21 protein-coding genes are annotated in these 24,991 nt (G+C 70.3%); 9 read left to right on the plus strand and 12 right to left on the minus strand.

Features of this window, described 5'->3' with window-relative positions:
• Positions 1-79 precede the first annotated feature (79 nt).
• The gene (gene hrcA, locus HGG74_RS05615; RefSeq protein ID WP_168485358.1) at positions 80-1,093 is read right to left on the minus strand and encodes a heat-inducible transcriptional repressor HrcA; all 1,014 of its coding nucleotides are present in this window, start codon (positions 1,091-1,093) and stop codon (positions 80-82) included.
• Positions 1,094-1,326: 233 nt separating this feature from the next.
• On the opposite strand from hrcA, the gene HGG74_RS05620 reads away from it, so the two are divergent.
• Together HGG74_RS05620 and HGG74_RS05625 are read left to right on the plus strand one after the other, a co-directional pair.
• A complete protein-coding gene (locus HGG74_RS05620; RefSeq protein ID WP_168485359.1) occupies positions 1,327-2,169 on the plus strand; it encodes a DUF3097 family protein in 843 nt (280 codons plus the stop codon).
• Between the two features lie 143 nt (positions 2,170-2,312).
• Positions 2,313-2,756 carry a DUF4870 domain-containing protein gene (locus HGG74_RS05625; RefSeq protein WP_168485360.1) on the plus strand — a complete coding sequence of 148 codons (444 nt, stop codon included), beginning with the start codon at positions 2,313-2,315 and terminating at the stop codon, positions 2,754-2,756.
• A 22-nt stretch (positions 2,757-2,778) separates the two neighbouring features.
• On the opposite strand, the gene glf is transcribed toward HGG74_RS05625, so the two are convergent.
• The 3 genes from glf to HGG74_RS05640 are packed head-to-tail and all read right to left on the minus strand — an operon-like array spanning position 2,779 to position 6,745.
• Positions 2,779-3,930 carry a UDP-galactopyranose mutase gene (glf, locus tag HGG74_RS05630; protein ID WP_168485361.1) on the minus strand — a complete coding sequence of 384 codons (1,152 nt, stop codon included), beginning with the start codon at positions 3,928-3,930 and terminating at the stop codon, positions 2,779-2,781.
• Positions 3,927-4,232 carry a hypothetical protein gene (locus HGG74_RS05635; RefSeq protein ID WP_168485362.1) on the minus strand — a complete coding sequence of 102 codons (306 nt, stop codon included), beginning with the start codon at positions 4,230-4,232 and terminating at the stop codon, positions 3,927-3,929. The genes glf and HGG74_RS05635 overlap by 4 nt, the downstream gene beginning before the upstream one ends.
• Positions 4,229-6,745 carry a glycosyltransferase gene (locus HGG74_RS05640; RefSeq protein WP_205761414.1) on the minus strand — a complete coding sequence of 839 codons (2,517 nt, stop codon included), beginning with the start codon at positions 6,743-6,745 and terminating at the stop codon, positions 4,229-4,231. Before HGG74_RS05640 ends, HGG74_RS05635 begins: the two co-directional genes overlap by 4 nt.
• Positions 6,746-6,959: 214 nt before the next feature.
• Here HGG74_RS05640 and HGG74_RS05645 point away from each other — a divergent pair, with 214 nt between their 5' ends.
• Both HGG74_RS05645 and HGG74_RS05650 read left to right on the plus strand, forming a co-directional pair.
• Complete coding sequence (locus HGG74_RS05645) at positions 6,960-7,211, plus strand: hypothetical protein (protein ID WP_168485364.1); 252 nt, start codon at positions 6,960-6,962, stop codon at positions 7,209-7,211.
• Positions 7,212-7,240: 29 nt separating this feature from the next.
• On the plus strand, positions 7,241-7,633 hold the full coding sequence (locus tag HGG74_RS05650) for a PRC-barrel domain containing protein (RefSeq protein ID WP_168485365.1): 393 nt from the start codon (positions 7,241-7,243) through the stop codon (positions 7,631-7,633).
• Here the strand turns inward: HGG74_RS05650 and hemW are convergent.
• Together hemW and lepA are read right to left on the minus strand one after the other, a co-directional pair.
• Positions 7,630-8,859: a radical SAM family heme chaperone HemW gene (gene hemW, locus HGG74_RS05655; protein WP_168485366.1), complete on the minus strand. Its 1,230-nt coding sequence runs from the start codon at positions 8,857-8,859 to the stop codon at positions 7,630-7,632. The genes HGG74_RS05650 and hemW overlap by 4 nt on opposite strands.
• A gap of 48 nt (positions 8,860-8,907) precedes the next feature.
• Positions 8,908-10,761: a translation elongation factor 4 gene (gene lepA / locus HGG74_RS05660; RefSeq protein ID WP_205761415.1), complete on the minus strand. Its 1,854-nt coding sequence runs from the start codon at positions 10,759-10,761 to the stop codon at positions 8,908-8,910.
• Positions 10,762-10,917: 156 nt separating this feature from the next.
• On the opposite strand from lepA, the gene HGG74_RS05665 reads away from it, so the two are divergent.
• A complete protein-coding gene (locus HGG74_RS05665; RefSeq protein WP_168485368.1) occupies positions 10,918-11,478 on the plus strand; it encodes a type II toxin-antitoxin system PemK/MazF family toxin in 561 nt (186 codons plus the stop codon).
• Between the two features lie 305 nt (positions 11,479-11,783).
• Positions 11,784-12,044 carry a 30S ribosomal protein S20 gene (gene rpsT, locus HGG74_RS05670; protein ID WP_168485369.1) on the plus strand — a complete coding sequence of 87 codons (261 nt, stop codon included), beginning with the start codon at positions 11,784-11,786 and terminating at the stop codon, positions 12,042-12,044.
• A 121-nt stretch (positions 12,045-12,165) separates the two neighbouring features.
• Here the strand turns inward: rpsT and holA are convergent, their stop codons facing one another.
• The 6 genes from holA to glpK form a co-directional block, all read right to left on the minus strand.
• Entirely contained in the window at positions 12,166-13,206 is a 1,041-nt protein-coding gene (holA, locus tag HGG74_RS05675; protein ID WP_205761416.1) for a DNA polymerase III subunit delta, read from the minus strand.
• Between the two features lie 81 nt (positions 13,207-13,287).
• Positions 13,288-15,963 (minus strand): ComEC/Rec2 family competence protein, encoded by a 2,676-nt coding sequence (locus tag HGG74_RS05680; RefSeq protein WP_168485370.1) that lies wholly within the window; start codon positions 15,961-15,963, stop codon positions 13,288-13,290.
• Positions 15,960-16,793, minus strand: coding sequence for a ComEA family DNA-binding protein (locus HGG74_RS05685; protein ID WP_246262666.1), 834 nt, complete (start codon positions 16,791-16,793; stop codon positions 15,960-15,962). The genes HGG74_RS05680 and HGG74_RS05685 overlap by 4 nt, the downstream gene beginning before the upstream one ends.
• 87 nt (positions 16,794-16,880) lie before the next feature.
• Complete coding sequence (locus HGG74_RS05690) at positions 16,881-17,825, minus strand: DegV family protein (RefSeq protein ID WP_312856752.1); 945 nt, start codon at positions 17,823-17,825, stop codon at positions 16,881-16,883.
• Positions 17,826-17,836: 11 nt separating this feature from the next.
• Complete coding sequence (leuS, locus tag HGG74_RS05695; RefSeq protein WP_168485372.1) at positions 17,837-20,326, minus strand: leucine--tRNA ligase; 2,490 nt, start codon at positions 20,324-20,326, stop codon at positions 17,837-17,839.
• A 210-nt stretch (positions 20,327-20,536) separates the two neighbouring features.
• Entirely contained in the window at positions 20,537-22,054 is a 1,518-nt protein-coding gene (glpK, locus tag HGG74_RS05700) for a glycerol kinase GlpK (protein WP_168485373.1), read from the minus strand.
• 83 nt (positions 22,055-22,137) lie between these two features.
• Between glpK and HGG74_RS05705 the strand changes: the two genes are divergently transcribed.
• From HGG74_RS05705 to HGG74_RS05715, 3 genes are read left to right on the plus strand one after another with little or no spacing between them, the layout of a single operon-like run.
• Positions 22,138-22,974: an aldo/keto reductase gene (locus tag HGG74_RS05705; RefSeq protein ID WP_168485374.1), complete on the plus strand. Its 837-nt coding sequence runs from the start codon at positions 22,138-22,140 to the stop codon at positions 22,972-22,974.
• A gap of 4 nt (positions 22,975-22,978) precedes the next feature.
• A complete protein-coding gene (locus tag HGG74_RS05710) occupies positions 22,979-23,860 on the plus strand; it encodes an alpha/beta fold hydrolase (protein ID WP_312856753.1) in 882 nt (293 codons plus the stop codon).
• Positions 23,857-24,954 (plus strand): glycosyltransferase family 4 protein, encoded by a 1,098-nt coding sequence (locus HGG74_RS05715; RefSeq protein WP_168485375.1) that lies wholly within the window; start codon positions 23,857-23,859, stop codon positions 24,952-24,954. The genes HGG74_RS05710 and HGG74_RS05715 overlap by 4 nt, the downstream gene beginning before the upstream one ends.
• Positions 24,955-24,991 lie beyond the last annotated feature (37 nt).

A 24,991-nucleotide genomic window follows, 5' to 3' on the forward strand; every position in this document is an offset into this window, starting at 1 on the left:
ATACTTCTCTTCCTGCGAATCGTGCTCCGGCGGCCCGGCCGCCCTGTCGGTGCTGCTGCTGATGGGCCGAGGCCCGCGCTCAGCCTGCCAGAATCCTGGACAAATAGCGCGCCACCGCCCGAACGGCGGCCATGGTCGTCGGATAGTCCATGCGGGTCGGACCGAGCACGCCCACCTTGGCCGAGGCGTCCGGCCCGTACCCGGTGGCAACCACGGAGGTGCCCGAGAGCGAGTTGTACGGGACTTCGCTGCCGATCTTGACCGAGACGCCGCGGGCGTCCAGCTGCATCTCGGAGAGCAGCCGCAGCATCACCACCTGCTCTTCCAGCGCCTCCAGGATCGGCGAAATGCTGAGCGGGAAATCCCCGGTGGAGCGGGCCAGGTTCGCGGTTCCGGCCATCAGGATGCGCTCCTCGCGCGTGGGCACGGACAGATGCACCAGCTCCGCGGACAGGGTGCGCAGCGCCTCGTCCTGCGCGGCAGCCACCCCGGGCACCCCGGCGGCAAGCTTGGCCTCCACCTCGGTGAGCGGGACGCCGGCCAAGGTGCCCAGCAGCGCGGTGCGCAGATCGGCCAGGTCCGCCTCGGCGATATCCTCCGGCAGCCTGATGACACGCTGCTCCACCTTGCCGTTGTCGGCAATCAGCACCACGAGCACCTGGCGGGGAGCCAGCAGGACGAACTCGATGTGCCGCACCTTGGCCCGGCCCAGGTGCGGATACTGGATCACCGCCACCTGGTTGGTCAGCTGGGACAGCAGGCGCACCGTGCGGTCCATGACGTCGTCGAGGTCCCCGGCCCCGTCCAGCAGGGTCTGGATGGCACGCCGTTCGGCGGAGGACAGCGGCTTGACGTCCGAAATCCGGTCCACGAACAAGCGGTAGCCCTTGTCCGTGGGGATCCGGCCGGAACTGGTGTGCGGGGCGACGATCAGCCCCTCCTCCTCCAGCGCAGCCATGTCGTTGCGGATGGTGGCGGAGGAAACCCCGAGATGGTGGCGTTCAACCAGGGCCTTGGACCCGACGGGCTCGCGCGAGTGCACATAGTCTTCGACTATGGCGCGTAGCACCTCCAGCCGGCGGACCTCGCTCACCGGTACCTCCTGACGACTTCTCTGCCTCGCCCGCGCCGGAAGGGCGCGGGCACCGTTAGCACTCACCGTGCCTAAGTGCTAAGTCTAATACGTCGTGCCACCACTTGGCATTGCGTGCGCCGCCCGCCCGTCCGCGGCTGGACCGCCGGCCGCTGGGCTAGCATTGTGAAGCTGCGGCAGCCCGGGCGCCGCAGCAGCCTCAGCAGCACCATCGAGCCGAAGGACGGACCACCATGACCAGCTACGGATGGGGACCCCAGGACATCACCACCCGGGCCGCCCGCCGCCAGCTGCGTGCGGTCCCGGCCGAGGCGGGCCTGGTGCTGGAGGATGTGCAGAGCGGCTGGGTTGGGGCGGTGGTGTGCGTGGAGAAATCCGGCGGTATGCACGTGGTGGCCCTGGAGGACCGGCGCGGCAAGACCCGCTCCTTCCCGCTGGGCTTCGGCTTCCTGCTGGACGGGGAACCGGTCGAGGTGGTGCCGGCAGCCGCCGCCGCGCCGAAGGCCGTCCAACGTACGGCCTCCGGCTCCGTCAAGGTCCAGGGGCAGCGGGCCCAGGTGGCCAAGGCCAGCCGGATCTGGGTGGAAGGCAAGCACGACGCCGAGCTGGTGGAGAAGGTCTGGGGCGACGACCTGCGCGTGGAGGGCATCGTCGTCGAACCGCTCCACGGGGTGGACGACCTCGCCGCGGCCGTGGCGGACTTCGCCCCGGGGCCGGACCGCCGGCTCGGGATCCTGGTGGACCATCTGGTCCAGGACTCCAAGGAATGGCGGATTGCCCAGGCGGCGATGGCCGTGCCGGCCGCCCGCGGCAATGTGCTCATCGTGGGGCATCCCTACGTGGATGTCTGGCAGGCGATCAAGCCCTCGGTGATCGGGCTGCAGGCCTGGCCGGTGGTACCCCGCGGCACGGATTGGAAGACCGGGATCCTGGCCGGGCTGGGCTGGCCCAACCGCAGCCAGGCGGACATCGCGGAAGGCTGGCGCCGGCTGCTGGACAGTGTCCGCACCTATGCGGACCTGGAACCCTCCCTGCTGGGGCGTGTCGAAGAAGTCATCGACTTCCTGACCAGTTAGCAGCCGGTGGGGGGCGGCTGCGCACCGCCAGCGGAAGCAGTTGCCGTTACCCTTGTTCATAGCAACACCTGTGCAGCACCGGAAAACGCCGGGAAGCACCGGAAAACCACGTATCCCGCTACCGAGCCACCGAGGTAGGTCCCGTGCAAGACAACGTCGCCCGCAACGAGAACCGCAACGCGGACAGCGACCACTCCCCGCGGACGCCGGCGCCCCGCTCGGAGTACCAGAGCGCCTCGTCCACGGCGCTGCCGCTGACTCCGTCGGAGGACCGGCGGTGGGCCACCCTGGCCCACTTCGGCGGCATCCTGGGCTGCATCCCGGCGCTGGTGATCTACCTGATCTTCAAGGACCGCGGCCCGTTCACTGCCCAGGAATCCAAGGAAGCACTGAACTTCACGCTGCCGCTGACCGTGGTGGCGGTCATCGTCAACCTGCTGATCAATATCCCGGCCGTCAACGCGCTGTTCGCGGTCCTTGCCGCGGCCATCTGGGTCTTCCTGACCGTCTACTCGGTCATCGCCGGCATCGAGGTCAACCGCGGCCGGCCCTACCGCTACCCGCTGAACCTGCGCCTGATCCACTAAGCGCCCGGCTGCCCGCCGGTTCCTAGCGGGCCGCCAGCCTGGGCACCAGGGTGTTGTCGACCATGGACAGTGCGGAGGCGATGGCCATGTGCATGTCCAGGTACTTGTACGTGCCGAGCCTGCCGCCGAAGTGCACGTTGTGTTCGGCCGCGGCGAGGCTGCGGTACTTGAGCAGCCGGTGCCGGTCGGCGGCGGCGTTCACCGGATAGTACGGTTCGTCGCCGGGCGTGGCGGTGCGCGAGTATTCCCTCACGATCACGGTGCTGTCCGCGGGATAGTCGCGTTCGGGGTGGAAGTGCTTGAACTCGTGGATCCGCGTCCAGGGGACGTCTTCGTCGGCGTAGTTCATCACCGGGGTGCCCTGGAAGTCCCCGCAGGCCAGGACCTGGGGTTCGAAGTCGAGGGTCCGCCAGCTGAGCGGTCCCTCGGAGTACTGGAAGTACTTGTCCAGCGGGCCGGTATAGACAACCGGCACGTCCGCGGGCAGGTCCGCGCGGACGTCGAAGAAGTCGGTCTGCAGGCGCACCTCGATCAGTTCCGAGGCGGCCATGCGGGTCAGCCAGGCGGCATAGCCGCCCACCGGCAGCCCCTCGTAGGTGTCGGTGAAGTAGCGGTTGTCGAAGGTGTAGCGGACCGGCAGCCGGGTGATGATGTCCGGGCTGAGTTCCCGCGGGTCGGTCTGCCACTGCTTGGCGGTGTAGCCGCGCACGAAGGCTTCGTACAGGGGCCGGCCAATCAGCGACACGGCCTTGTCCTCCAGGTTCTCCGCCCGGCCGGCGGCGGTCCCGGCCTGGCGGGCCACGAGGGCACGGGCCTGGTCTGGGGTGAAGTACTGGCCGAAGTAGGCGCAGATCGTGCCGAGGTTGATCGGCATCGGGTAGGCCTGGCCCTTGAAGATGGTGAAGACCCGGTGCTGGTAGCCGGTGAACGCGGTGAACCTGTTGACGTACTGCCAGACCCGCTCGTTGGAGGTGTGGAACAGGTGAGCACCGTAGCGGTGGATCTCGATGCCGGTCTGCGGTTCGGCCTCGGACCAGGCGTTGCCGCCCAGATGGGCCCGGCGCTCCAGCAGCAGGATGCGGCAGCCGTGTTCCCGTGCCATGGTCTCGGCTACGGTCAGGCCGAAGAGCCCGGACCCGACGACGATGAGGTCCCACCGGCTGCGCCGGGTCATGGCTGGACCGCCCGGGCGGTCGGGCACGGGGCGGGTGTCCCGCAGGTGGTGCAGTCTCCGCCGGTGTCCCCGGCGGGCGGGTGCAGCACCAGCACGTGCGAGAGCCTGGCCAGCAGCGGGGCCCGCAGGAACGGGGTGGCCGACGTGACGGCGGCGTCGGCCAGCACGGCCACGGCCGATCCGGTCAGCCGGACGCTGCCCAGCGCCGGATCCTGCATGCCGGCGATCGCGGCGCCGACGCCGCGCCCGTGGGCTGATTCAAGCTCCCGGGCCAGCGCGCCGGCGGGCTGCTGCGGGCTCATGCCGTTTCCTCCTGCCCGTCCTGTGCGCCGGCGGCGGTGGCCGCCGTATCCATGAGTGCCAGCATGGCGGCGGCTATGGCGTCCCAGTCGTGGCGGGCGCGCAGCTCGGCGGATTTGCGGTCCCGTTCCAGCAGCGGCTGCTGCGCGGCTTCCAGGCACGCCCGCGCGAAGCCTGGCGCGTCCGCGGCAAAGTGGACGATGCCCGGATAGCCGGCCACGACGTCGGCGACGGGGGTCGAGACCACCGGGAGCCCGGCCGCCAGGTATTCAAGCGTCTTCGTGGGGCTGATCGAGCGCGTCGCCTCATTGAGCGCGAAGGGCATGAGGGCAACGTCGAAACCGGCCATGACGGCCGGCAGCTCGGCATAGGCGGCCATGCCCGGGTACTCGATGTTGGCCGCCCGGGGCAGCCCCGCCGGGTCGATCTTGGCCACCGGGCCCACCATCTGGATGGTCCAGTCCGGCAGGGCCGAGGCCAGCCCTGCGACCAGCTCCAGGTCGAGCCGCTCATCGATGACCCCCACATAGCCGGCCACCTTCGCCGCCCGCTGACCGCCCGCGGCCCGCAGCTGGCGGGACCGGGCATAATGGGCGCCATCGACGCCGCTCGGGAAGAGGTGGCATCCGTGGTTCCGGTGCTCGAGGACGGACCGGTAGAGGGTCCGTCCGCCGGCGAAGACGATGTCGGCTTCGGCCAGCAGCCGGCGCTGGCGCAGCCGCAGGCCTTCGGGCGCGTGGGCGAAGGCGGCCAGGTCGTCCATCACGTCATAGCAGAGCAGGCCCGGATCAAGGGTCATGGCTGCGTCGAAGGCCATCGGGGTGAACAGGAAGGCGGTCGGGCGCACCGGGCGGTGCAGGCCGGCCAGCAGGTCCCGGACCAGTGCGCCGTAGGCCTCGGCGCCCGGCGCGCCGAAGCCGGGGGCGGCCGGCTGCCCGGGGTGCCGGGGGATTTCCAGCCACACCCTGGTGACCGCCCCACAGTCCTGCCGGCGCAGCACCGGCCCGGCGACGTCGCCAGGGACCGGCTCCTCGACGAACCAGGTCCGGGCCGGTTCGAGCTTCTTCGCAAAACGGGTGACCAGGTGCTGCGGGCGCTGCCACACCCAGTCCCAGCGAAGGTGGGAAAAGACCACGAGATCGGCAACCTGGGTATTGGTCATGATCGGTTCCTTCCCGGAAACGGATAAGGGCGGGATGGTCTCGTCTGCCGGCGGGTCCTGCCATGGCCAGTGCTTCATCAGGGGCAGGAACCCGGCCAGCTGCGCATCACAGGGGGCCTGGAAGCGGTAGGCGGGCAGGGCCCGGGCACCAGCGCCTGCCACCGCCGCCTCCCAGGCGGCGGTGAACGTGTTCCGGGCCAGCAGGCCGCCCGGCTCCGGGCCCAGAATCCCCACCGGATCGCGCCGTCCGGCAGGCCGGGCCAGCAGCGAGTCCCAGTCGCAGGAATCCAGGACGGGAAACCAGCAGAAACCGCGCAGGTCGACACCGCGCGCGGCAGCCTGGTCGTATTGTTCGAGCATGTGCCTCAGCCACGAGGCCCGGTCCGGCGGCAGGCCGCGGAGGTTGGTTTCGGTCAGCATCATCGGCAGGCCGTACCGGTCCCCGTACTGCTGCGCGACGGCGGCGAACCCTAAAGGATGCGGCGAGGGCGCATGGCCCCCGGCCTCGTCGTACCACCACTCGGAGTGGGCGTAATAGTCCAGGCCCAGGACATCGATCCGCAGCGGCGGCAGCTGAAGCAGATCCGCGGCACCGGCGCGCAGGACTCCGCCCAGGAAGGGCCGGGACTCATCGAGGTCATGGTGCATGGCCAAATCCAGCACGATGTGCCTGCGGTCATTGGCCAGGGCCGCGTAGCGGGCGGGGGCCCCGGCTGTACCGGCGTGGTGCTCGCAGGTATCCACCCAGACATGCCGGGCACCGGGCAGTTCGCCGGACCAGATCGACGCCGCCTCGGCCAGCGCGGGCAGCACGTTGCGCAGCAGGCGGACGAACCCGTCCATGCCGTGGTCGTACGGCGGCCACAGGGCTTCGTGGCCGGCCAGGAACAGGGTGGCGAATGGCTCGTTGAAGAGCGTGTAGTGCTGCAGCCAGGGGTACCGGGCCGCCACCGCCGCAGCATAACGCACATAGGCCGGGCCGAAACGGCGGTCCCGGAAACCGTCGGACAGCCACGCCGGATAGCTGGTGTGGTGGACCAGGTCGACGACCGGGTCGAATCCCAGTTCGCGCAGCAGGGCCAGTTCGGCATCCGTCGACGTCCAGTCGAAGTGTCCTTCGGCCTGCTCGATCCGGTGCCAGCGCAGCGGGTACCGGACAAGGTCGGCCCCGGCACTGCGCAGCCGGTGCAGCACGGCCGGCACCTGGGCACCGTCGCCGGAGATTTCCAGCACATCCTGTCCATGCAGCGGCAGGTAGGTGCTCTCGAAACCGGCCAGGAACCGGGTCCCGCCGGCCCCTACCCGGCGACGATTACCAGCCGGTCCAATGTGACCTGGAGTCCCATCATCCATAACCTACCCACAGTCGTTTCGAGTCCGCCGGTCAATGCGGACTGACGCCGTTCAAACGCAAAAGCTCCCCTTGTGGAATCCCTGCTTCCTGCCCTGCCTTGCGCCCCAATGCTAAGCATGCTTTGCTTACGATGTAAACAAGTTTCCTCGTGCAGCGTTGCCGGCGGTCCCATTCCCGTCCCGCAGCAGGCCAGGAGGAAGCAGGAGGAAGACCATGGATGTAGATAAGGGCTCCGGGCCGCTCCACGCCGGCAGTGCCGACCCGACAGGTCCGGGGATCGAACTGGCCGGCGCGGACAGCGCCCTCGAGCTCACGCTGGCGACCCGCATGCACTGCCGCCGGCCGATGCAGGTTGTCGAGGACTCCGGGCTGTCCCCGTCCCGGCTGCCGGCGGACACCGTCACATACCGCTGCTGCTGCGGATTCACTATGGATGTGCCGGGCCCGCTGGCCGCAACAGCCTGATCCGCGCCGCATACGGCTTGGGAGAGGGAATGATCGGCAGGGACAACATTGACGGTCTGGCCAGCGGAAGCAGCTCGGTGATCGATGCCGAGGGTAAGAGGACCGGTCCACTTGGCCAGCTGTACCTGGATGACTGGAGCGAGGAACCGACGTGGGCCACAGTCAGGACCGGGCTCTTCGGCTTGTCCGAGACGTTCGTCCCGCTCGCCGGAGCCACCCTCGACGGGGAGGACATCCGGCTGCCGTACACCACGGCGCAGATTAAGGACGCCCCGCGGGTGGAACCGGACGGGCAGCTGGCAGAAGGCGAGGAGAAACGCCTTTACCGGCACTATGGCGTGGCTGGAACCGAAGCCGCCGGCCCGGCCAGCACCGGAACCGGACGGACCAGGCTGCGCAGGTACACCGGCTCCGGCGGCTAATCCTCGAGCAGGCGGCGGACGACGGCGTCGGCCAGCAGTCTGCCCTGCAGCGTGAGCCGGATCCGGCCGCGCACGGCCTGGCCGCCGTCGACCAGGCCATCGGCAATCAGCCCCGCCACTTCGCGCCGCCCCTTGGGGCCCAGCTCCGCGGTGGCCAGCCCGTCGATGATCCGGGTCTGCAGCATTACGTGCTCCAGCCGGCGGGTTGCCTCATCCAGGGTTTCGCGTCCGGCGGCCGGCGATTCGCCGGCGTTGAGCCGCCCGGCGTAGGCGAGCGGATGCTTGACGTTCCACCAGCGGACCCCGCCCACGTGCGAATGCGCGCCCGGGCCGGCGCCCCACCAGTCGTCGCCGCGCCAGTAGGCGAGGTTGTGCCGGCAGCGGTCTGCTTCGGTCCGTGCCCAGTTGCTCACCTCGTACCAGCCGTAGCCTGCGGCCGTAAGCCGCTCGTCGGCCAGCTGGTACTTGGCCGCATGGTCGTCGTCGTCAATGTTGGGCACCTGGCCGCGGCGGATCCGGGCGGCCAGCCGCGTCCCCTCTTCGATGATCAGGGCGTACGCGGAGATGTGGTCCGGCCCGCACGCGATGGCGGCCTCCAGGCTGGCCTCCCAGTCCTGCAAGGACTCCCCCGGGGTCCCGTAGATGAGGTCCAGGCTGACCTTCAGGCCGGCGTCCCGGGCCCAGCGCACGGCCTCCGGCACGCGTGCCGGGTTGTGCGTGCGGTCCAGCACCTTCAGCACGTGCGGGACCGCCGACTGCATGCCGAAGGAGACCCGGGTGAAGCCTGCCGCGGCCAGCAGCTGCAGTGATTCGGGCGTGACCGAGTCCGGATTGGCTTCGGTGGTCACTTCGGCACCGGGCTCAAGGCCCCACAGGCCGGCGGCCCGGGTCAGGATGCGGGCAAGGTCTTCGGCCGGCAGCAGCGTGGGCGTGCCGCCGCCGAAGAACACGGTGGAGAGCCGGCGCGCGGGCACGCCCGAACGCTGGAGCACCTGCGCGGCCAGGTCCAGCTCGGCACCGACGGTGCCGGCGTACTGGTCCTGGGACACGCCGGAGCCCAGCTCCCTGGCCGTGTAGGTGTTGAAGTCGCAGTAGCCGCAGCGCACCGCGCAGAACGGGATGTGCACGTACAGGCAAAAGCGCCGCCCGGCGGCGCCGCCGGCGGCCTGGGGCGGCAGCAGGCCGTCCGCCGGCGCCGGATCCCCGATGGGAAGAACGCTAGGCACGACGGCGCCGCCTGCCGTGGGCGCCCCGGACCGGGGCAGGGTACTGCATCACTTCTTGGCTTTGTCCTTGGGTTCCTCGGAGGACAGCGCGGCAATGAAGGCTTCCTGGGGGACCTCCACCCGGCCCACCATCTTCATGCGCTTCTTGCCTTCCTTCTGCTTTTCCAGCAGCTTGCGCTTGCGCGTGATGTCGCCGCCGTAGCACTTGGCCAGCACGTCCTTGCGGATGGCGCGGATGTTCTCGCGGGCGATGATGCGCGAGCCGATGGCGGCCTGGATCGGCACCTCGAACTGCTGGCGCGGAATCAGCTCGCGCAGCTTGGAGGTCATCATCACCCCGTAGGAGTACGCCTTGTCCTTGTGCGTGATGGCGCTGAAGGCGTCCACCTGCTCGCCCTGGAGCAGGATGTCCACCTTGACCAGGTCCGCCACCTGCTCGCCTTCGGCCTTCCAATCCAGCGAGGCATAGCCGCGGGTCTTGGACTTGAGCTGGTCGAAGAAGTCGAAGACGATTTCGGCCAGCGGCAGCCGGTAGCGCAGCTCCACCCGGTCCTCGGACAGGTAGTCCATGGCCTTCATGTCTCCGCGGCGGGACTGGCACAGCTCCATGATGGCGCCGACGAACTCGTTCGGCGCCAGGATGGTCGCCGAGACCATCGGCTCGCGCACCTCCAGCACCTTCCCCGTGGGGAATTCGCTCGGGTTGGTCACGGTCACGGTCTTCTTGTCCTCGGTGGTGACCTCGTAGATGACGTTCGGGGCGGTGGAGATCAGGTCCAGATTGAACTCGCGTTCCAGCCGTTCGCGCACAATCTCCAGGTGCAGCAGGCCCAGGAAGCCCACCCGGAAGCCGAAGCCCAGGGCCGCGGAGGTCTCCGGTTCGTAGACCAGGGCGGCATCGTTGAGCTTGAGCTTGTCCAGCGCCTCGCGCAGTGCCGGGTAGTCCGAGCCGTCGATCGGGTAGAGGCCGGAGAAAACCATCGGCTTGGGGTCCGCGTAGCCGGCGAGGGATTCCGCCGCCGGCCGGGCCAGGTTCGTGATCGTATCGCCGACCTTGGACTGGCGCACGTCCTTCACACCGGTGATCAGGTAGCCCACCTCGCCCACGCCCAAGCCGTTCGTCGGCGTCGGCTCCGGGGAGCTCACGCCGATCTCCAGCAGTTCGTGGCTGGCCTTGGTGGACATCATCTGGATGCGCTCGCGCGGGGAGAGCTTGCCGTCCACCACGCGGACGTACGTGACCACGCCGCGGTAGGTGTCGTAGACGGAATCGAAGATCATCGCCCGGGCCGGGGCGCTGGCGTCACCCACCGGGGCCGGCAGGTCCCTGACGATCTTGTCCAGCAGCGACTCGACGCCCTCGCCGGTCTTGCCGGAGACTTTCAGCACGTCCGCGGGGTCGCCGCCAATCAGGTTCGCCAGTTCCGCGGCATACTTCTCCGGCTGGGCTGCCGGCAGGTCGATCTTGTTCAGCACCGGGATGATGGTCAGGTCGTTTTCCATCGCCAGGTACAGGTTGGCCAGGGTCTGCGCCTCGATGCCCTGGGCCGCGTCCACCAGCAGGACCGCCCCTTCGCAGGCGGCCAGGGAGCGGGAGACCTCGTAGGTGAAGTCGACGTGTCCGGGAGTGTCGATCATGTTCAGGGCATAGGCGGTGCCGTCCACTTCCCAGGGCATGCGCACGGCCTGCGACTTGATGGTGATCCCGCGTTCGCGCTCGATGTCCATCCGGTCCAGGTACTGGGCACGCATGTCGCGCTGCTCGACGACGCCGGTGAGCTGCAGCATGCGGTCCGCCAGCGTCGACTTCCCATGGTCGATGTGGGCGATGATGCAGAAGTTCCTGATGATCGCCGGATCAGTGGCGGCGGGCACCGGTGCGGTGCGTGCCATGGGTGACAAAGGTGCTCCCTAAAACTTGTGGCGGCAGCCGCAGCGGCCGCGCCCGGCCGGTGAAGTGGCAATGCCGGAATTACAGTCGATTCAACTCGATTTAACAGTGTCCCACGTACCTGGACCAATCCCCCAACGGCAGTCGCCGGACGGTAGCGTTGGACCATGCCACTGGATACGAAGACACTGGGCCGGATCCTCCGGAGCGCCACCCGCATTTTCCGGGCGGCCGCCGGAACGACCGGCAGCAGGACCCGTGCCGAGAAACCAAGCAGCAGGGACCGGGGCACCGCGGCCACGGCCCCGGGACGCAGCCTGCAGCCACACCGGCCCTATGCCGGGGACTTCACGGGACGGAGCGCAGCCGTCTACAGTCCCACCCCGGACGGGCGGCCGGACCCGGGCGAGGTGGTCTGGACCTGGGTGCCCTACGAGGAGGACCACACCCAGGGCAAGGACCGCCCGGTGCTGCTGGTCGGCCGCAGCGGCGGCCTGCTGCTGGGCCTGATGCTGACCAGCAGGGACCGCAACAACGGGCGGCGCCGGGACGAGGACTACCTGGACGTCGGCACCGGGGCCTGGGATCCGCAAGGCAGGCCCAGCGAGGTGAAGCTGGACCGGATCCTGCAGATCGACCCGCGCGACATCCGGCGTGAAGGCGCCGTGCTCGGCCCGGACGAGTTCGGCCGGGTGGCCCGGGCGCTGCGGCAGCTGCACGGCTGGTGATTGGGGCACTCCCGCAGTGTCGGCTTCGCCGCCCGTTCGCGGCCTGCCCCGTACGCTGCGCGCACGGGGACCCCTGGCCGTTCTCTTAGGCGGGGCCCTCGCGCCCCACTCCTTGTAAGCGGAAACCGGATTGCGACACGGCATGGATTCAGGCTCTGGTCTGCTATTATTTATAGCTGTGTGTCCGCGCAGGTCGACGGGCACCCCGGACCGGCTGCCATTAACGGTGCCCCACGCCGCTCAGTCCCTAGTTGGTCCGGCTGCCCTCATTTGACCAGTCCGCATTACAACAGAGAGTTTAATAAGTGGCCAATATCAAGTCCCAGAAGAAGCGCATTCTCACCAACGAGAAGGCCCGCCAGCGCAACATGTCGGTCAAGTCCGAGCTGAAGACGGCTATCCGTGCGGTGAACACCGCTGTCGACGCTGCCAACAAGGACGTTGCCGTCACGGCGCTGGCTGCCGCCAGCCGCAAGCTGGACAAGGCTGTCAGCAAGGGCGTCATCCACAAGAACAACGCCGCCAACCGCAAGTCCGCCATCTCCAAGAAGGTCAACGCCCTCTAAGCGAGCCGCGGACGGCTGCAGTTGCCATAAGGCTGGAGGCCGCCACCCGTCCCGGGTGGCGGCCTCCAGCCTTTTTGCCGTCCCCCGGTCCGGCGCCGCCGCTTTGTCCCGGGGCGCCGGTTCAGCGTCCGGCGCTGGCGGCAATCACCGTTACCGCATGCTCGACGGCGTACTCGGGGTCCTTGGCTGCGCCCTTGACCTGGGCATCGGTTTCGGCCAGCAGCCGGATGCAGCGGGCCAGGGATTCCGAATCCCAGTAGCGGGCTTCCTTGCGCGCCTGGTCGAACTGCCAGGGGGCCATGCCTAGGTCCTTGGCGGTCACGGAGGCCCCCTTGACCTTGGCGATCTGCCGCAGCTTCAGGGCCAGCACGGCGACGATCGGTACGGGATCGACGCCGGTGGCCAGGGCATGGCGCAGGGCAGCCAGGGCCAGGCTTCCCCGCCCCGAGACAGCGGCGTCGGCGACTTTGAACCCGGTGGCCTCGACCCGGCCGCCGTAGTATTTGTCCACCGTTTCCTCAGTAATGCTGCCGGTGGTATCCGCGGCCAGCTGGGAGCAGGCCGCGGCCAGGTCCGGCAGCGAGGACCCGACGGCGGCGACCAGCGCCTGGGCGGCACCGGCGTCGATGCTGCGCCGCGCGTCCTTGAACTCGCGCCGGACGAAATCCAGCTTGTCGCTGTCCTTCTTCAGCGCCTGGCAGTCGACCACCGGCGCGCCCGAGGCCTTGAGCGCATCCAGCAGCTTCTTGCCGCGCACTCCCCCCGCATGGTGGAGGACCAGGATGGCGTCCTCTGCCGGCGACCGGAGGTAGGCCAGGGCGTCGGCGAGGAAGTCGTCGTTCATCTGGGCCAGCGACGAGACCTCGATCAGCTTCGCTTCGCCGAACAGGCTGGGGCTGGCCGTCATCACCAGCTCGCCGGGTGTATAGGTGGAGGCGTCCATAAGCGTCAGTTCGACGTCGGGCTGCTGCGCGCGCACGAGGGTGCGCAGCCGCTGCTTGGCCCGCTGCGCCAGGTAGTCCTCCGGTCCGCTGACCAGCACGACCGGTGCCGGCTCGACCTCCCGCCAGGACACGGTGCCCGCTGCGGAACTGCCGGCCGTCCTGGCCCCGCCGGACGCCTTGGATCCCTTGGATGTCCGGGATGCGGGGGTGGGGTTCAAGCCTGGTTCCTCCTTGGTCCGGCACGCTGCCGCATGCCCGCCTCTACATTGTCACGCTGCCCGGTCAAATCCCAAGCCGGCTCAACGACGTGCCGCGACCTGCAGCCGTCCGCCGCCGGCAGCCACGGTGATCGTGCCGAGCACATCGGTACGGAACACCGGCACTCCGTTCTGCTGCAGGGCGGCGAGGATTTCCGGTGCCGGATGCCCGTAGTCGTTCCCTCGGCCCACCGAGATCACCGCTGCCTTCGGCTGCAGCGCCTCGATCAGCCGCGTCCCACCGTTGCGGGCCCCATGGTGGCTGATCTTGAGCACGTCGACAGCGGGCACGGCCCGGCCCAGCCGCATCAGCAGCATGCCGGCCGCTTCGGCCTCCAGGTCCCCGGTCAGCAACATCGAGATTTCCCCGGCGCTCCCCGTGCCTGCCTGCACGCTGAGCACCAGGCTGGCGTCGTTTTCCTCCCCGGCACCGGCCCCGCCCGGGACCGGCCAGAGGATCTGCCAGCGGGCACTGCCGGCGGTTCCGGACATACCCGCGGCGCCCCGCTCGGGGGCGGCCCCCGCTGCCGCCAGCGCCGTCGTGACCTGTTCCGGCAGCTTCGACCGCGCGCTGCCGACCAGCACCCGGCCCACGCCGCGTCCGTCCAGGGCGCCGGCCAGGCCCCCGTAGTGGTCCAGGTGCATATGCGTCAGTACCAGCACCTCGATCCAGGAAACGCCGAGCCGGTCCAGGCACGCGTCCATGAGGGCAGGCTCGGGACCGGTATCGACCACGATGGCACTCCCGCCGCCGGTATTCACCGCGAGCCCGTCCCCCTGGCCGACATCGCAGGCGGCAACGGTCCAGCCCGGTCCCGCGGTACCGCCGCCGGACCGGAGCAGGACGGCGGCGAGGCCGGAGAGCACCGCGGCCGCCGCCCCCAGGGCCAGCAGCCGGACGGCGGTGCGCCGGATGGAGTTCCCGCCGGCTGCCCGCGGGGCCGGAGCATCCGGCCGGAAGCGCTGCCGGAGGCGCAGCGCCGCCCGGAGCGCGGAGGGCCAGCCGGCGGGGAGCCGGGCCGCCAGGCACAGCAGCGACAGCAGCAGCAGGCCGGCCAGCAGGGCCAGGACCGCCCCCGGTGCACCTTCGGGCCAGGCCAGCACAGCCGCCGGCCACCCGGATACGGTGCGGGCCACTCCGGCGACCCACAAAGACAGCCAGCCGGCCAGCTGCACCGCGGCTGCGGCCGCCCACGGCCAGACCGGGAACAGCAGGACGGCAGCCATACCAATGATCGTCACGGCCGGCACCACCGGCGTGACCAGGACATTGGCCGGCACCGAGTACAGCGGCAACTCCGGCTGCAGCAGGACCAGCACGGGGGAACAGAAAACCTGTGCCGCCAGCGGCAGGCTCACCGCATCCGCCAGCAGCTTGGGCAGGAACCGCTGCAGCCAGCTCGAGCAGCGTTCCCCGAAGAGCACCAGGCCCAAGGTAGCCAGGACCGAGAGCAGGAACCCGTAGCTCGCCGCCAGCCAGGGATCGGCCAGCAGCAGGACGATGACCGCCAGGCAGAGGAAGGCCAGCGAGGCGCGCCGGCGTCCGGCCAGGAGCGCGAAGACTCCGATGGAGCCCATGGACGCCGCACGCAGGACGCTGGGCTCGGGCCTGACCAGCAGGATGAAGCCGGCCAGCGCCGCCAGCGCGAGCAGGCCCCGCACCGGGCGCGGCAGCCGGCAGGCGGCGGACAGGAGGTAGACAAAGCCCAGGACATAGGAACAGTTGGCACCGCTGACAGCGAGAAGATGCGTCAGCCCGGCGGCCCGCATGGCGTTGGCCAGGTCCTCGGGCTGGCTCGAGCGGTCCCCCAGCACCATGCCCGACAGCAGTGCCCGCGCGTCCGGCGGCAGTGCGCCGGTACCGTCCATGAAGCCCTCCCGCAGGGCGTTCGCCGCATCGGCGGCCGGGGGCGAACCGGTGCGGTGGAAGCCGGTGGAGACAATCAGCAGCGCATCCACCGCGCCCGGCTCCTCGGTCCGGACCAGCTTCCCGGCACCCGCCAGGGCGTCCCCGTACCGGGCCTGTGCCCAGGACGAACCGGCAATGACCAGCACCGGCGTGGCAGCTTCGAAACGCTGTCCGCCGGCGGTGGCTTCGAGGATTTCTGCGCGCAGCTGGTACCGGGCCGACCCGTCAAAGGAACCGCCGTCTGCCTTGACCTTCGCCGCGTCCGAGAGCGCCACCATCCGCACTGTGACCGTGGCCCCGGCGTCGAGCGCGGCACGGATGGGCCCGCTCAGCCGTTCCGCCTGCCTGACACCGAGGATCAGGGACAGCAGGGCAACGGCACCGGCCAGGACCAGGATGGCGGTGCACAGGCCCGTGCGCCAGCTGCCGGCCTCCGGCCGCAGCAGCATGCGCAGCAGGATGGCGAGGACGGCAGCGAACAGCAGGGCCGCCAGCACCAAGGCCGTGCCGCGCGGTGCATGCGGCAGCCCGAGTGCGGCCGCCCAGCACACGGCTGCCGTGCCGGCCAGCCGGAAATCCAGCGGGCCGGTGTTCCTGCCGCCGGCAGGGAGCGGATGCGGGCCGGGATTCCCAGCGGCGCGCAGGCGTGCCGCCCATGCCCGCACGCGGGACGGTCCGCGTGCCGCCGCCGGTCCCTCCCGGCCTCCGGCCACCTCCGGGTCGTCCACGCCACCGGCAACGTCCGCCAGGTCCGGCAGCCCCGCGGTGGCAGCCTCGGCGAAGCGCCGCCATGGCGCCGGCCGGCTCATACGGCCACCAGTTCCAGCAGCGCCTCCAGCAGACCCGGACCGATCCCGGGTACGGCGTCCAGGTCTTCCGGGCGGGTGAAGGCCCCGTGCTGCTGCCTGAAATCGATGATCCGCTGCGCCAGGACCGGGCCGATCCGCGGCAGGGACTGCAGTTCCTCGGCGGTGGCGGTATTGATGTTGACCTGCCCGCCGGCGGCTGCCGGGGTGCCGGCCGCCGGTGGGAGTGCTCCGGCCCCCGCATCCGTCTGCAGGGCAGGAGGCGCATGCTCCGGCGAGGGCAGAAAGATCTGCTGGCCATCCGACACCGGGGCAGCCAGGTTCAGTGCGGACTGGTCCGCGCCCTTCGCGGCGCCGCCGGCGGCGGCCACGGCCTCAAAGACCCTCGAGCCTGCCGGCAGCCTGACGACGCCGGGCCTGGCCACAGCCCCGGCGACATGGACCACCAGCACCGCCGGGCTGCCCTTCGGCCGCGGATCCGGCGGAACGGCCTCCTGCACGGTGCCCGGCGGCGCTGCCTCCACCTCCTGCAGGGAGTCCGTACGCTCTGAGCCCGGCACCGGGGGCGGGGACGGCGTTGCGGAAGCTGCGGACAGCGGCACGCTGGCAACCACCTGGGCGACGTCGCGCTCGAGGTCGGCTCCGGCGACCCGGACGATGCCCGTGCCCAGGGCGGCACCGGCAGCCACCACCGCGGCTCCGGCGGCAATCCGGAACCGCATCCGCACCGGGCGCCGCGCCGTCGTGCCCGGCAGGCCGCTGCCGCCTGCACCCTCCGGAGTGCGGCGGAAACTGCTGGATCCGGGCCCGGTGGCCCAGCGGTGGCGGCCCATGGCTCCACGCTAGGGCGCTGCCCCGCGGCAGCGGGGCGGGATGACCGCCGCGGTGGATGGCGCCGGGCCGCTGCCTGCCTGTGGAGGTCAGGAGGCTCCGGGCAGTTCGGGTCCGATCACCACCGCCAGCACGCCCAGCCCGGTGTGGGCGGCGAGCACCGACGGCACCGGCGTCACCAGCACGGGATCGCCCACGTGGGCGGACATCTGCCGGGCCAGTTCCTGGGCCTCGGCTTCGTTGCCGAAATAATGCACGGCCAGCTGCGGCGAGTACTCCAGCTGCTCGATCCTGCGGATGGCCAGCTGCTGCAGCCGCGTCTGGGCCTTGGCCGCGGTCCGGATCCGCTCCAGCGGCACAATCGCCCCGTCCCGCACCCCCAGCAGCGGCTTGATCGCCAGCAGCGAGCCCAGGAACCCCGCGGCCGCCCCGACCCGCCCGCCGCGGCGCAGCTGCTCCAGGCTGGGGACGTAGAAGACGACGTCGGAGGCCCGGGCGGCGGCCCGGGCGCGGTCAGCGACTTCCCGCGCCTCGGCGCCGGTCTGGGCGGCCAGCACGGCAGCGATCACGGCGAACCCCTGGCACATGGCCACCGTGCGGGTATCGACTACCTCGACCGGGATGCCGACGCCGGCGGCCGCCAGCCCGGCCGCTTCCACGGTTCCGGAGAGTTCGGCCGAAATGTGCACGGACACGATCGCGTCGAAGCCCAGCCCCTCCAGCTCCGCATAGGTGCGCTGGAACAGTCCCGGCGACGGCCGGGAGGTCTTGATCTCCTTGCCTTCGGCCAGGCCCATCAGCAGCGCCGCGCGGACGTCGTCCATGCCGTCGCCGTAGATTTGCCCGGAGATCATCACCGGCATCGGCACGATCCGCAGCCAGTCGGCGATGTCCGGCTGCGCCACCCACTCGGCCGGCAGCGCCGCGGCGGAATCGGTCACGACGGCGACCCTGGGCCGCGGCGGCAGATGGCGCTGGGCCCGGGCCTGCAGCAGCCTCCGGGAGCGCTGCACCAGCTGCTCAAGCCAGGACACGGGCACAGGCCTTAAGCCGGGACGACGTTGACCAGTTTCGGCGCGCGGACGATCACCGTGCGGATGCCGCGGCCGTCCAGCGTCCTGGCCACGTGCTCGGATTCCAGGGCCTTGGCCTTCAGCTCCTCCTCGCTGATGTCCGCGGGCACTTCGAGCCGGTCCCGGACCTTGCCCTGGACCTGCACCACGGCGGTGACGGTCGCCTGGACCAGCAGGTCCTGCTCGACCGCAGGCCAGGCGGCCGCGGCCACCGACGGCTCATGGCCCAGCGCCGCCCACAGGTCCTCGGCGGTGTACGGGGCGAACAGGCTCAGGATGATGGCCACGGCCTCGGCGGCCTCGCGCACCGCCGGGTCCGCTCCGCCCACGCCAGAATCGATGGCCTTGCGGGTGGCGTTGACCAGCTCCATCAGGCGCGCGATGACGACGTTGAACTTCCGGCCCTCCAGCAGCTCCTGGGAGTCGGCGATCGTGCGGTGGGTGACCGAGCGCAGGGCACGGTCCCCGGCGGCCGGGTCGGCGCCGGCCGGCGAGGCCACATCCTGGCCCAGCCGCCAGGCGCGGGCCAGGAACTTCGCCGAGCCGGACGGGGACACGTCGGCCCAGTCGACGTCGTCCTCCGGCGGCGAGGCGAAGACCATGGTCAGGCGCACCGCGTCCACGCCGAACTTGTCCAGTTGCTCGCCCAGGTCCACGCCGTTGCCCAGCGACTTGCTCATCGCCTTGCCGCCGTTGAGCACCTGGCCCTGGTTCAGCAGAGCGGTGAAGGGCTCGTCGAAGTTCACCAGGCCCAGGTCCTTAAGGACCTTGGTGAAGAAGCGGCTGTAGAGCAGGTGCAGGATGGCATGCTCGACGCCGCCGACGTACTGCGCGACCGGCAGCCACCTGTCCACGGCCTCCGTGTCGAAGGGGCCCTCGGTGTACTGCGGGGAAGCGAAGCGCAGGTAGTACCAGGAGGAATCCACGAAGGTGTCCATGGTGTCCGTGTCCCGGGTGGCGGCGCGGCCGCAGCTGGGGCAGGAGGTGTTGACCCAGTCGGCGGCGGAGGCCAGCGGCGAGGTGCCCTTGGGGGCCAGGGCCTCCCCGCGCAGGTCGTCGGGCAGGGTCACCGGCAGCTGGTTGTCCGGCACCGGAACCTCGCCGCACTCGGCGCAGTGGATGATCGGGATCGGGGTGCCCCAGAAGCGCTGGCGGGACAGCAGCCAGTCGCGCAGCCGGAAGTTCACCGCGTGCTCGCCGGTGCCGGCGGCCTCGACCAGCTCGATGGCCCGGGCAATGCCCTCGGCCTTGGACAGGCCGTTGAGCTCGTCCGAGTTGATCAGCGTTCCCTCGCCGGCGGTGGCGACCCCGGTTTCGGACGGGTCCTCCTCGCCGGTGTCCAGCACGGTGCGGACCGGAAGGTCGAAGGCCCTGGCGAAGTCCAGGTCCCGCTGGTCATGTGCGGGCACGGCCATGATGGCGCCGGTGCCGTAGTCCGCCAGCACATAGTCGGCGGCCCAGACCGGCAGCTTCTCGCCGTTGAGCGGGTTGACCGCGTAGCGTCCCAGGAAGACGCCGGTCTTCTCCCGCTCGGTGGACTGGCGTTCGATGTCCGAGAGGGCCTTGACCTTTTCCCGGTAGTCCATCAGCGCATCGTGCTGCTCGGCGGTGACCAGGTCCAGGGCCAGGTGGGTATCGGCGGCGACGACGAAGAAGGTCGCCCCGTACAGGGTGTCCGGGCGGGTGGTGAAGACGGTGACGTCGCGGGCGGGCAGGTCCCCGGCAGCCTCGATGGCGAAGTTGACGTGCGCGCCCTCCGAGCGGCCGATCCAGTTCCGCTGCATCGCCAGCACGCGCTCGGGCCAGTGGCCCTTGAGCTCGTCCATGTCCTCGAGCAGGCGGTCGGCGTAGTCGGTGATCTTGAAGTACCACTGGTTCAGGCTCTTCTTCGTCACCGGGGTGCCGCAGCGTTCGCACGCCCCGTTGACCACCTGTTCGTTGGCCAGCACGGTCAGGTCCTTCGGGCACCAGTTGACCGGGGAGTTCTTGCGGTAGGCCAGGCCGCGCTCGTAGAAGCGCAGGAACAGCCACTGGGTCCAGCGGTAGTATTCCGGGTCCGAGGTGTGCAGCCGGCGGGACCAGTCGGCGCTGATCGCGTAGCGCTTGAAGGATGCCGCCTGGGTCTCGATGTTGGCGTAGGTCCACTCGCTGGGGTGGGCGTTGCGCTTGATCGCCGCGTTCTCCGCCGGCAGGCCGAAGGAGTCCCAGCCGATCGGGTGCAGCACGTCGTAGCCCTTCAGGCGCCAGTAGCGGGCGACGACGTCGCCCATCGCGAAGGCTTCGGCGTGGCCCATGTGCAGGTCCCCGGAAGGGTACGGGAACATGTCCAGGACGTAGCGGCGTTCCCGGGATCCGTCGTCGGCCGGCGTGAAGACCCCCAGCTCCTCCCACACGGCAGGCCATTTGGCCTCGATGGCGGAGAAACTGTACTCGCCCTGCCCGTTCCCAGACTGCGTACTCACGTTGACTTGCCTCGTCCTCTTGGGTCTATCTTGCTGCTGGTTGTTGCTGCTTGCTGCCGCGTTGCCTCAGACACACAAAAGCCCCTCCGCATCGAGGGGCGCCGCAGCACGTAGTGCGGGTGGTTGCGCCGGCCGTGGCCGGAACCTGCCTCGGGATGCGGCTAGCTCAGCGAAAGGGCAAACACGCCATTACTCTACCCCAGACCGGTGTCACTGGCGGACGTCCGGGTCCACCCAGTCGAAGGTGCGGGTCACCGCCTTCTTCCACAGCCGCAGCCGGCGGTCCCGTTCCGTGTCCGCCAACTGCGGCACCCAGCGCCGGTCCTCGGCCCAGTTGGCGGCCAGTTCCTCGAGCCCGGACCAGTAACCGGCGGCCAGCCCGGCCGCGTACGCGGCACCGAGCGCCGTGGTTTCGGCCACCTTCGGCCGGACCACCGGCACGCCGAGGATGTCGGCCTGGAACTGCATCAGCGCATCGTTGGCAACCATGCCGCCGTCGACCCGCAGTTCGCGCAGCGGCACCGGAGCGTCCGCGTTCACCGCGTCCAGCACCTCCCGGGTCTGGAAGGCAGTGGCCTCCAGCGCCGCGCGGGCAATATGGGCCTTGGTGACGAACCGGGTCAGCCCGACCAGCGCCCCGCGGGCCTCGGGCCGCCAGTACGGGGCGAACAGGCCCGAAAACGCCGGCACGAAGTACGCGCCGCCGCTGTCCGGGACGGTGGCGGCCAGTTCCTCCGCCTCGGCGGCGGAACCAACGATGCCCAGGTTGTCCCGCAGCCACTGGATGAGCGAACCGGCCACGGCGATGGATCCTTCCAGTGCATAATGCGCCGGCTGCGCACCGATCCGGTAGGCGACGGTGGTGAGCAGCCCGTTGCGCGAGCTGACAATGTCCTGGCCGGTGTTGACCACGACGAAGCAGCCGGTGCCGTAGGTGTTCTTGGCACCCCCGCGGCCGAAGGCGGCCTGGCCGAAGGTGGCCGCCTGCTGGTCGCCGAGGATCCCGGCCACCGGCACCAGCCGCAGCAGCTGGGAGCCGTGGACGGTGCCGTAGACCTCGGCCGAGGACCGGATCTGCGGCAGCATCGCCGGGGGGACGCCGAAGGCGGCCAGGATCCCTTCATCCCACTGCAGCGTGCGGAGGTCCATGAACAGCGTCCGCGACGCGTTGGTGACGTCCGTGGCGTGCACGCCGCCGGCGGGGCCGCCGGTGAGGTTCCACAGCACCCAGGTGTCCATGGTGCCGAAGAGCAGCTCCCCCGCCTCGGCCCGGGACCGGGCGCCGGGCACGTTGTCCAGGATCCAGGCGAGCTTGGTGCCGGAAAAATAGGGTGCCAGCGGCAGCCCGGTCGCCTCCCGGAACCGGTCCGGCCCGCCGTCGGCAGCCAGCCGGTCGCACAGCGGCTGGGTACGTACGTCCTGCCAGACAATCGCATTGCACACCGGCTTCCCGGTGCGCCGGTCCCAGACCACGGTGGTCTCGCGCTGGTTGGTCAGCCCGACGGCGGCAATGTCGTGCCGCGTCAGCCCCGCCCTGGACAGGGCCAGCGCCACGACCTCGCGCACGTTGTCCCAGATTTCGGCCGGGTCGTGCTCCACCCACCCCGGGCGCGGCAGGATCTGCCGGTGCTCCTTCTGCCCGGCGGCCAGAACCCGGCCGGCGTGGTCGAAGACCATGGCCCGGGTGGAGGTGGTGCCTTGGTCGATGGACAAGACGAAATCCGGCATGGGCCAGATCCTACCTGCAGGAGCCGGCGCAATCTGCGGCCCGCGGGCGATGATCCGGGGCAAAGCTCGGTAGAGTCTTGCCTATGCGATCCGAGAAGGTGCCGCTCAACAACGGCGTACTGATGGACCAGGTCGGCTTCGGACTCTACAAGGTCCCGCCGGTCGATGCCGCCGGGCTGTGCCTCCAGGCCCTGGAGATCGGGTACCGCCACCTGGACACTGCCGCGCTGTATGCCAACGAGGCCGGCGTGGGACAGGCGGTGCACCGGTTCACCGCGGAGGAGACCGGGCTCAGCCGCGAGGACATCTTCATCACCACCAAGGTGTGGAACGACCACCACGGCTTCGATGCCGCCCTGCACGCCTATGACCGCTCGCTCAAGGAGCTGGCGCTGGACTATGTGGACCTGTACCTGATCCACTGGCCCCGGCCGCGGCACGGCAAGTTCATCGAGACCTACCGGGCCCTGGAGCGGCTCTACCACGAGGGCCGGGTCCGGGCCATCGGCGTGTCCAACTTCACGATCCACCACCTGGAGCAGCTGCTGGAGGCCACCGAGGTGGTTCCGGCGGTGAACCAGGTCGAACTGCACCCGTGGCTGCAGCAGGCCGAACTGCGCGCCTTCCACGACCGGCACGGCATCCGCACCGAGGCCTGGAGCCCGCTGGGCCGCGGCATGGTGCTGGCGGACCCGGTGGTGCAGGAGCTGGCCCGGGACCTGGGCCGTACCCCGGCACAGGTCATCCTGCGCTGGCACCTGCAGCTGGGCAATATCGTCATCCCCAAGGCCAGCTCGGCCGCCCGCCTCCGGGAAAACTTCGACCTGGCCGGCTTCAGCCTGGACGAGGACGCGATGCAGCGGATGGCGGGGCTGGAACGCGACGGCCGGATCGGCTCGGACCCGGACGAGGTGAACTAAAGCAGTGCCTCCGGTCCGGGAGCGCGCGCTCCGCCATGTCCTGTCCTTCCCGCACGGCAACGTCAGCTACTGGGAATACCCGGCCGAAACCGGCCCGGACGCCCCCGCCCTGCTGATGATCCACGGCTTCCGCGGCGACCATCACGGGCTGGAGCTGATGGCTGCCGCCCTGCCCGGCTTCCGCGTGCTGGTCCCGGACCTGCCCGGCTTCGGTGAGTCCGCGCCGTTCGCGGCCGGCCGGCACGACGTCCCCGGCTATGTCCGCTTCCTGGCCGGATTCGCCGCGGCCACGGGCCTGGGCCCGGAGACCCTCCTGCTGGGCCACTCCTTCGGCTCCATCCTCGCCGCCCGCCTGATCGCCGAGGCTCCGCGGTCCTTCCGTGCGCTGGTCCTGGTGAATCCGATCAGCGAGCCCGCCCTGCAGGGACCGAAGGCGGTGGCCTCGCGGCTGGCCCAGGCCTACTACACGCTCGCGGCGAAGCTGCCCGAACCGGCCGGGCTGGGGCTGCTGCGCCATCCGGCGATCGTGCACGCGATGTCCGCGATGATGGCCAAGACCAAGGACCCGGCGCTGCGCCGGTTCATCCACGACCAGCACCGCCGCTACTTCAGCGCCTTCGCCGGCCGCGACGTCGTGCTGCAGGCCTTCCAGGCCTCCATTTCCGACGACGTCGGCCAGGTGGCCGCCCGGCTCTCCGTGCCGGTGCTGCTGGTGGCCGGTGTCAAGGACGACCTCGGCTCCGTGGCCAGCCAGCGCCGGCTGGCGGGGCTGATCCCGCAGGCCCGGCTGGAATTCATCGAGGAGGTCGGGCACCTGATCCACTACGAGGCACCGGCCGCCGCGGCGGCGCTGGTTGACCGCTTTGCCCGGGAGCTGCCCGCATGAAACTGGTCATGGACGCCCGCTATACCCGCATCGACCAACTGGACGGCATCAGCCGCTACGGGGCCAACCTGATCGAGGCCGCGGCCAGGCGCGCGGACGTCACCATGCTGATCTCGGACGAGCGGCAGCTGAAGTGGCTGCCGGACGTGCCGTGGGTGAAGATCAACAGCCCGCTCTCCCCCGCCGAGCTCTTCGTGGCCCGGACGGTGAACCGGCTCGGGGCGGATGTGGTGTTCTGCCCGATGCAGACCATGGGCAGCTTCGGCCGGCGCTACGGGCTGATCCTGACCCTGCACGACCTGATCTACTACCGGCACCCGAAGCCCCCGGGGTTCCTGCCGCTGCCGGTGCGGCTGTTGTGGCGGCTCTACCACAAGGCCTACTGGCCGCAGCGGCTGCTGCTGGACCGGGCCGACGCCGTCGCCACGGTCAGCGAGACCACGCGCACACTGATGCGGCAGGCACGGCTGACCCGCCGCCCGCTGCACATCGTCTCCAATGCCTCGGTGCCGCTGGGCGAGCCGCGGGATCCGGACGGGCCGCGGGAGAAAACCCTGCTGTATATGGGCTCCTTCATGCCGTACAAGAACGTGGAAACCCTGATCGAGGCCATGGCGGCGCTGCCTGACTACCGGCTGCACCTGCTTAGCCCGGTCGCTGCGGAGCGCCGGCGCGAACTGGCCGCACTCGCCCGCGACCCGGAGCAGCTCGTCTTCCACAACGGGGTCTCCGAGGACCACTACCGCGAGCTGCTGCACCGGGCCACGGCCCTGGTGACCCTGTCCCGGGACGAAGGCTACGGACTGCCGCTGATCGAGGCCATGGCCGCCGGCACCCCTGTGGTTGCCAGCGACATCCCGATCTTCCGCGAAGTGGCCGGCGGCGCGGCGCTGTATGTGGACCCGCAGGATCCGGCAGCCTTTGCCGCGGCCGTCGGCTCGCTCGAGTCGGACGAGCGCTGGCGCCAGGCCTCGGTGGACTCCGTGCGGCGCGCCTCCGGCTACGACTGGGACACCTCCGCCGCCCAGCTGCTGGCCGCCGCCGAAGAGGTCCTCCGGCTGCGCTCCCGGCATTCCCATCGACTGAGCAGATAGCGCCCGTTTGCGCCCCGGAAACGGGCGTGATGTGGGA

Source organism: Arthrobacter mobilis (assembly GCF_012395835.1).
GTDB classification, from domain to species: domain Bacteria; phylum Actinomycetota; class Actinomycetes; order Actinomycetales; family Micrococcaceae; genus Crystallibacter; species Crystallibacter mobilis.

Bases quoted from the DNA above. Each gene is read 5' to 3' on its own strand.
- HGG74_RS05620 (WP_168485359.1), top strand. From the start codon at position 1,327: ATGACCAGCTACGGATGGGGACCCCAGGACATCACCACCCGGGCCGCC.
- glf (WP_168485361.1), bottom strand. From the start codon at position 3,930: ATGACCCGGCGCAGCCGGTGGGACCTCATCGTCGTCGGGTCCGGGCTC.
- HGG74_RS05635 (WP_168485362.1), bottom strand. From the start codon at position 4,232: ATGAGCCCGCAGCAGCCCGCCGGCGCGCTGGCCCGGGAGCTTGAATCA.
- HGG74_RS05640 (WP_205761414.1), bottom strand. From the start codon at position 6,745: ATGGATGATGGGACTCCAGGTCACATTGGACCGGCTGGTAATCGTCGC.
- HGG74_RS05645 (WP_168485364.1), top strand. From the start codon at position 6,960: ATGGATGTAGATAAGGGCTCCGGGCCGCTCCACGCCGGCAGTGCCGAC.
- HGG74_RS05650 (WP_168485365.1), top strand. From the start codon at position 7,241: ATGATCGGCAGGGACAACATTGACGGTCTGGCCAGCGGAAGCAGCTCG.
- HGG74_RS05665 (WP_168485368.1), top strand. From the start codon at position 10,918: ATGCCACTGGATACGAAGACACTGGGCCGGATCCTCCGGAGCGCCACC.
- HGG74_RS05680 (WP_168485370.1), bottom strand. From the start codon at position 15,963: ATGAGCCGGCCGGCGCCATGGCGGCGCTTCGCCGAGGCTGCCACCGCG.
- HGG74_RS05685 (WP_246262666.1), bottom strand. From the start codon at position 16,793: ATGGGCCGCCACCGCTGGGCCACCGGGCCCGGATCCAGCAGTTTCCGC.
- glpK (WP_168485373.1), bottom strand. From the start codon at position 22,054: ATGCCGGATTTCGTCTTGTCCATCGACCAAGGCACCACCTCCACCCGG.
- HGG74_RS05705 (WP_168485374.1), top strand. From the start codon at position 22,138: ATGCGATCCGAGAAGGTGCCGCTCAACAACGGCGTACTGATGGACCAG.
- HGG74_RS05715 (WP_168485375.1), top strand. From the start codon at position 23,857: ATGAAACTGGTCATGGACGCCCGCTATACCCGCATCGACCAACTGGAC.